6 protein-coding genes (1 of these 6 cut by a window edge) are annotated in these 7093 nt (G+C 68.6%); all 6 read left to right on the forward strand.

Annotated elements, in window-relative coordinates:
- The first annotated feature begins 47 nt into the window (after positions 1-47).
- On the forward strand, positions 48-1280 hold the full coding sequence (gene hisS, locus J0A91_RS07430; RefSeq protein WP_069204377.1) for a histidine--tRNA ligase: 1233 nt from the start codon (positions 48-50) through the stop codon (positions 1278-1280).
- 216 nt (positions 1281-1496) lie between these two features.
- Positions 1497-2570, forward strand: coding sequence for a peptide chain release factor 1 (prfA, locus tag J0A91_RS07435; protein WP_069204378.1), 1074 nt, complete (start codon positions 1497-1499; stop codon positions 2568-2570).
- Positions 2571-2717: 147 nt separating this feature from the next.
- Positions 2718-3542, forward strand: a complete 825-nt coding sequence (gene prmC / locus J0A91_RS07440; RefSeq protein ID WP_069204379.1) for a peptide chain release factor N(5)-glutamine methyltransferase — start codon at positions 2718-2720, stop codon at positions 3540-3542.
- 263 nt (positions 3543-3805) lie between these two features.
- Complete coding sequence (locus tag J0A91_RS07445) at positions 3806-4831, forward strand: DUF4167 domain-containing protein (RefSeq protein ID WP_069204380.1); 1026 nt, start codon at positions 3806-3808, stop codon at positions 4829-4831.
- Positions 4832-5104: 273 nt separating this feature from the next.
- Positions 5105-6538: a DUF4139 domain-containing protein gene (locus J0A91_RS07450; RefSeq protein WP_069204381.1), complete on the forward strand. Its 1434-nt coding sequence runs from the start codon at positions 5105-5107 to the stop codon at positions 6536-6538.
- Positions 6538-7093, forward strand: the beginning of a protein-coding gene (locus tag J0A91_RS07455) for a DUF4139 domain-containing protein (protein WP_240502228.1). It continues 950 nt past the right edge of the window; 556 of the gene's 1506 nt are visible here — the first part of the coding sequence; the start codon lies at positions 6538-6540; its stop codon lies off the right edge, out of view. Before J0A91_RS07450 ends, J0A91_RS07455 begins: the two co-directional genes overlap by 1 nt.

Genomic DNA, 7093 nt, shown 5'->3' on the forward strand with positions numbered 1-7093 from the left:
CCACCCGCTTTTCAAGCGCGCGGCTTGGGCCTAGAGGACGCGGCTTTATGGCACGCATCGAAACCCCAAAACGCATCCGCGGTACGCAGGACATCTTCGGCGAGGAGCAGCGCCGCTTCGCGCACGTCGTCGAGACGTTCGAGCGCGTGCGGAAACTCTACTGCTTCCAGCGGCTCGACATCCCGGTGTTCGAGAGCACTGCTGTGTTCGCGCGCTCGCTCGGCGAGACGACCGACGTGGTCTCCAAGGAGATGTACACGTTCGAGGATCGCGGCGGCGATTCGCTGACGCTGCGCCCTGAGTTCACCGCCGGCATCGCGCGCGCCTATCTGACCGAGGGGTGGCAGCAATATGCACCGCTCAAGCTTGCCACGCACGGGCCGGTGTTCCGCTACGAGCGCCCGCAGAAGGGCCGCTTCCGCCAGTTCCATCAGATCGACGCCGAGGTGATCGGCGCGGCCGAGCCGGCGGCGGACGTCGAGCTGCTCGTGTTGGCCGACCAGTTGCTCCACGAACTCGGCATCGCGGACGGGGTGACGCTCCAGCTCAACACGCTCGGCGACGCCGAGACGCGCGACGCTTGGCGGGCGGCGCTGGTGGCGCATTTCGAGGCGCATCGGGGTGATCTGTCAGAGGACAGCCTGGCGCGGCTCGAGAAGAACCCATTACGCATCCTCGATTCGAAAGACCCGCGCGACCGGCCGATCGCCGATGCCGCGCCGGGGATCGACGACTATCTGACCGCCGAGGCGGGTGCGTTCTTCGAGAGCGTGACCAAGGGGCTGGATGCGGCCGGCGTGGCGTGGACGCGCAACGGGCGGCTGGTGCGCGGGCTGGATTATTACCGGCACACCGCGTTCGAGTTCGTCACCGATCGGTTGGGCGCGCAGGGGACCGTGCTGGCCGGCGGGCGCTATGACGGGCTGATCGAGAGCCTTGGCGGCCCGGCGACGCCCGGCGTCGGCTGGGCGGCTGGGATCGAGCGGCTGGCGATGCTGATCGAGGCGCCGGCGGTGGAGGCGCTCGACGTCGCCGTCGTGGTCGAGCAGGACGATGTCTATGAGTCCGCGCTGGCGCTGACGGCTGCGCTGCGCCGGGCGGGGCATGTCACGACGTTGGTCGCAAGCGGTTCGCCGCGCAAGCGCTATGACAAGGCGCTCAAGCTGGCGCCCGCGGAGATCGTGCAACTGAGCCTCGACGCTGGCGCGATCAAGGTCAACGCGCGCGTGATCGACGGCGGCGCATCGAACATCGCCGACGTGCTGGTGGCAACGCTGTGATGGCCGCTTTCGTCACCCCGGCGCACGCCGGGGTCTCTGCGTTTCGGAGCGCGCGCGAGCCGCGCAAGACCCCAGCGTGCGCTGGGGTGACGGAGACGGGGGCATGACCGCCATTGCCCGTTCCCCCGCGAAAGCGGGGGGCCAGAGCCACACCCGCTGCGCCCCGCGACCCTGGACTCCCGTGTTCGCGGGAGAGCGGCGGGGTTGGGCGGCGCTATGACCACCATCTCCCCCGAGCGGATCGCGCAGATCGAGGCGCGGCGGGACGAGTTGCAGGCGCAGATGGCGCGTGGCGATCTGCCGTCCGAGCGATTCGTCGCGGTGTCGAAGGAATATGCCGAACTCGACCCCGTCGCGCGCGCGGCGGGTGAGGTGCGGCGGTTGCGCGCCGAACTCGATACGCTGTCCGACATGGAGGAGGAGGGCGACCCCGAGCTCAAGCAGATGGCGCGCGACGAGGGCGATTCGATCCGCACCGCGCTGCCGCAGGCGGAACGCGCGCTCGCGCTCGCGCTGCTGCCGCGCGACGCAGCCGACGAGCGCGCGGCGATGCTCGAAATCCGCGCCGGCACCGGCGGCGACGAGGCGGCGCTGTTCGCGGGCGACCTGTTCCGCATGTACCAGCGCTATGCCGAGCGGCAGGGCTGGCGGGTCGAACTGATCTCGGCATCGTCGTCGGAAAGCGGCGGCTTCAAGGAAGCGATCGCCTCGGTCGAGGGCAAGGGCGTGTTCGCGCGGCTGAAGTTCGAAAGCGGCGTCCACCGAGTCCAGCGCGTGCCGACCACCGAGGCGGGCGGGCGAATCCACACCTCGGCGGCGACGGTGGCGGTGCTGCCCGAGGCCGAGGATGTCGACATCAAGATCGACGACAAGGATCTGCGCATCGACGTGTACCGATCGTCGGGGCCGGGCGGCCAATCGGTCAACACCACCGATTCGGCGGTGCGGATCGTCCATATCCCGACCGGGCTGACCGTGATCCAGCAGGACGAGAAATCGCAACACAAGAACAAGGCCAAGGCTTTGAAGGTGTTGCGCACGCGGCTGTACGAGATGGAGCGCGAGCGGCTCCATTCGGAGCGGGCGGGCGCGCGCAAGTCGATGGTCGGATCGGGCGACCGATCCGAGCGGATTCGGACGTATAACTTCCCGCAGGGGCGCGTGACCGACCACCGCATCAACCTGACGCTGCACCGTCTGCCCGAGATTCTGCAGGGCGAGATGGACGAGTTGCTCGGCGCGCTGATCGCCGAGGACGAGGCGGAGCGGCTGGCGTCGTTGGATGGGTGAGTTCCCCTCCCGTTTACGAGTTTCAGGTCGGCCAGTCCCCCGGACTGGCCTGAACGATCCGGGGGATCGTTCACCCGAAACTGGGCTAGGGGAGGGCGTGTCCACACACGCGCCGTTCTTTTGACAGGCCCTCCCCCAACCCCTCCCGTGAACGGGAGGGGCGTTAGGGCGGCGCTTGTCGTTGCGGCGCGTGAGCTTGCGGATGTTTCGCCTACCCCGCGTCTCGATGCCGAACTGCTCATGGCGCATGCGCTCGGGATCACCCGTGAGGCGTTGCTGCTCAATCACCTCGACGATCCCGCGCCCGATGCGTTCGCGCCGCTGCTCGCCCGCCGGCTGGCCCACGAACCGATCGCCTATATCACGGGCACCCGCGCGTTCTGGACGATCGAGCTTGCGGTCGGCCCCGGTGTGCTGGTGCCGCGTGCCGACAGCGAGACGCTGATCGAAGCGGCGATCGACCATTTTGGCGCGCGCGCGCCGGCGCGTATCCTCGATCTTGGCACCGGGCCGGGGACATTGTTGCTCGCCGCGCTCGATCAATGGCCCCGGGCGAACGGGCTGGGCATCGATGCGTCGGCGCCCGCGCTCGACTATGCGCGGCGCAATGCGCTGGGTCTCGGCATGGCCGATCGCGCCGATTTCCGGCTGGGAGACTGGGCGGCGGGGCTGGAGGGCACCTTCGACCTGATCCTCGCCAATCCGCCCTATATCGGCACGCACGAACCGCTGCCGCGCGAGGTGCGCGAGCATGAGCCGGGCGCCGCGCTGTTCGCGGGCGAGGACGGGCTCGACGATTACCGTGCGATCGTGCCGCAGCTCGCAGCCCGGCTCGCGCCGGGCGGGGCGGCGATCCTCGAAATCGGCGCGACGCAGGCCGACGCTGTTTCCGAACTGCTCGTCGCCGCCGGTTTCGCGGTGACGGTGCGGCGCGACCTCGCCGGGCATGCGCGCGCGCTGATCGCGGCTTGATTCGTCTCCGAACGGACACAATATTCCGCTTGGATAATCGGGCATCAGCCGCTATCAAGCGGGTGTTGGGGCATACGATTTCGCCGTAGTTGGGCCGATATCGGGATGTTGCCCGCCTCCTTCGTCATGAAATCGCTGTGGTCCGGCGATCGTGGCAGGCTTTCGGCGCCAGACCCGGTCTGCGTCAGAATGGCCAGGGGCATGCATTCACATACTCGTGGAGCACACGCCGGTTTGGTTTCGAAGGACAGGACAAAAAGCAGTTGATTAACAATCGTCAAGCCGGCCGTCGTCGCGGTCGTGGCGGGCAGCAGCAGCGCTCGCAGGGTGGCAATCCAGGTCGCGGCCAGGACAATGGCAACCGTATCGACAATCGGGCGCGCGGCAACGCGGCGCAGCTCCTTGAGAAATACAAGGCGCTGGCACGCGACGCGCAGATGCAGGGCGACCGCGTCAACACCGAATATTATCTCCAGTTCGCGGATCATTACTTCCGCGTGCTCGCCGAGACGCGCGCGCGTTTCGAGGAGACCAATCCGTCGTCGCAGGGGCAGGGGCGTCGCCCCGGCGGTGCCAACACGTTCGACGAGGACGAGCAGGATTACGAGGACGAGGGCGAGCCGATCCGCGGCGAGCAATCGCAGCCTCAGCAATCGCAGCCGCCGCGCCAGCACAATGCCGGCAACCAGAACGGCAACGGTTATGCCCAGAATGGTGGCCAGAACGGATCGCAGAACGGCCAGAACGGTGGCCAGCGGAACGGCAACGGCCAGTATGACGACGAGCGTCCGCGCCGCGACGACCGCCCCGAGCGCCAGCCGCGCCAGGAGCGTTTCGCCGACGATCGCCGTCCGCAGCGCGACGGCAACCGTCAGGATGGGCGTCAGGATGGGCGTCAGGATGCACGCCAGGACAATCGGCCGGAAGCCCGTCAGGACGCGCCGCGCGCCGAGCAGCAGCCTGCGGTTGCCGAGCAGGCGGCAGAGCAAACCCAGCCCGAGGTCGTGGTCGAGGCGGTAACGCCAGCCCCCGCAGCGCCGGTCGCCGAGGCGCCCGCCGCCGAGCCGCGCCGCCGTGGTCGCCCGCGCCGCGTGGTTCCGGTCGATGCCGAGCCGGCGCCGACCTTCGACGCCGGCCTGCTGCCGCCGTCGCTGACCGCGAGCGTCGCGCCGTCCGAACCCGCGCCGGTTCAGGACGCCGCGCCCGCCGCTGACGCGGAAGCCGAGCCGGCCGAAAAGCCGCGCCGCCGTCGCGGCCGTCCGCCCGCGACCGAGCCGGTTCAGGCGTAAACGCGCCAAGCCTCCGGCACTCCCCCTCCGTTCGTGCTGAGCTTGTCGAAGCACGTGCGGCGGGCGGGGCGTTTGGGGCACGCACTTCGACAAGCTCAGTGCGAACGGGTTGCTAGGGTCGCTTTCCTCAACCCGTTCGCCCCGAGCGAAGTCGAGGGGGGCGCCCAGATCGCAGGCGAACCCGCTTCCCTCAAACCGCTCTCTCAACCCGCCGCATTGTCATCGTCCCGTAGTGGCCCTAGCGTAACGCCAGCGCGTTAACGGGAGAGAGCGATGCGGCTTGGAGTTTCGACGGCGGTGCTGGTGCTGATCGCAATACCCGCGTTCGCGCAGACCGCGCCCGATGCGCCCGGTGCCAATGCCAGCCTCAGCCCGAGCGCGCAGGGCGATGTTTCCGTCACGATCTACAACAACGATCTCGCGCTGGTGCAGGACACGCGCCGGATCACGCTGCCGCGCGGCAGCAGCCGGCAGGATTTCCCCGATGTTTCGGCGCAGATCCGCCCCGAGACGGTGACGCTCTCCGCACCCGACGCCGCGATCGTCGAGCAGAATTTCGATTACGACCTGCTCTCGCCCGGCAAGCTGATGGACAAGGCGGTCGGCCAGACCGTGACGGTGGTGCGCACCAACCCCGCCACCGGCGCCGAGACGCGCGAGAGCGCGCGCGTGCTCGCCAACAATGGCGGCACGATCGTCCAGATCGGCAACCGCATCGAAGTGCTCGGCGATAACGCGCACGTGGTGTTCCCGTCGCTGCCGGCGGGGCTGCGCGCGCGGCCGACGCTGTCGATTACGCTCGATGCCGAGGCGGCGGGCGCGCGGCCGGTAACGCTCAGCTATCTGTCGCGCGGGCTTGGCTGGAAGGCCGATTATGTCGCGCTGTTCGATGAGCGCGCGGGCAAGCTCGACGTGCAGGGCTGGGTGACGCTGTCGAACACGAGCGGCACCAGCTTCGCCAACGCGCACACTTTGCTGGTGGCGGGTACGGTCGGCGGCGATGACAATGACGACAACGGCTATCGTCCCAACCGCTTCCAGATGAATCGGCAACCGCGCGGCAACCAGCCCGGCACCGAGACGAGCGCACGCGAGCAGCTCGGCGACTTCTACGTCTATCCGCTGAGCGACCGAACCACGATCGCCAACGCGCAGACCAAGCAGGTCAGTTTCCTCAACGTCGCCGGCGTGCCCGCCGCCAAGGCGTATTTCTATCGCAACACCTGGCTCGGCAAGCTCGACGAGGCGGCCAGCGTCGATACTGTGCTGAAGTTCTCTTCTTCCAAAAGCGGCGGGTTGGGCGATGCGCTGCCCGCCGGCACGGTGCGCGTCTATATGCGCGATGTGCGCGGCAGCCCGCAGTTCATCGGCGAGAGCGCGATCCCGCATACGCCGATGGGGTCCGCACTCGCGCTCAAGACCGGCGAGGCGTTCGACGTCAAGATCCTGCCCGTCGTCGAGAAGCGCGAGAAGATCGGCGACACGCGCTGGCGCACGACCATGAGCTACCGCATCACCAATGCCCGTGCCGAGGGTGTGACGGTCGAAGTGGCGCAGGCAGGTCTGGATAATTGGTGGCACGACACGCGCATCGTCGACGAAAGCCAGAAGAGCGAGCGCGCCGATGCCGACGAGGCGGTGTGGCACGTCGCCGTGCCCGCCAACGGATCGGCGAGCCTGACCGCGACCTTCGACACGCGCTACTGATGCTCGCGCGGTCGCTGGCGGCGGCGGTGCTGGTCGCGTTCGCTGCGCCATCGGCGGCGCAGGACGCGCCTGCGGTGGACTCGGCCGCGTCGCAGAAGCTCGCGGTGACGATCTACCGCGCGCCCGAGCGTGAGGCGAAGACCGCGATCAACCGATCGTGGCTGCGCGGCTATGCGCTCGTCACCGAACAGCGGACGGTTACGCTGCCCGCCGGGCGCGCGGTGATCCGCTTCAAGGGGGTCGCGGCGGGCATCCTTCCCGAAAGCGCGATCGTCAGCGGTTTGCCCGAGGGGGTGCGCGAGAAGAACCTTGATGCCGATCTGCTCTCGCCGCGGACTTTGTACGGCGCGAGTTTCGGTCGCCCGGTGACGATCCGCCGCCGCACCGGCAAGCGCATGGTCGAGGAGGAGGGTATCCTCCGTTCCGGGCCGGACGGTGCCGCGATCGTCCAGACCGCGGCTGGGTTCGAGGCGGTCGATTGCCACGGCGGGCGCGATGCGATCGGCTATCATGATGTGCCGCCGACACTGCCCGACACGCCGACGCTATCGGTTC

This window comes from Sphingomonas panacis, assembly GCF_001717955.1.
Taxonomy (GTDB): domain Bacteria; phylum Pseudomonadota; class Alphaproteobacteria; order Sphingomonadales; family Sphingomonadaceae; genus Sphingomonas; species Sphingomonas panacis.

Bases quoted from the DNA above. Each gene is read 5' to 3' on its own strand.
- hisS (WP_069204377.1), top strand. From the start codon at position 48: ATGGCACGCATCGAAACCCCAAAACGCATCCGCGGTACGCAGGACATC.
- prfA (WP_069204378.1), top strand. From the start codon at position 1,497: ATGACCACCATCTCCCCCGAGCGGATCGCGCAGATCGAGGCGCGGCGG.
- J0A91_RS07450 (WP_069204381.1), top strand. From the start codon at position 5,105: ATGCGGCTTGGAGTTTCGACGGCGGTGCTGGTGCTGATCGCAATACCC.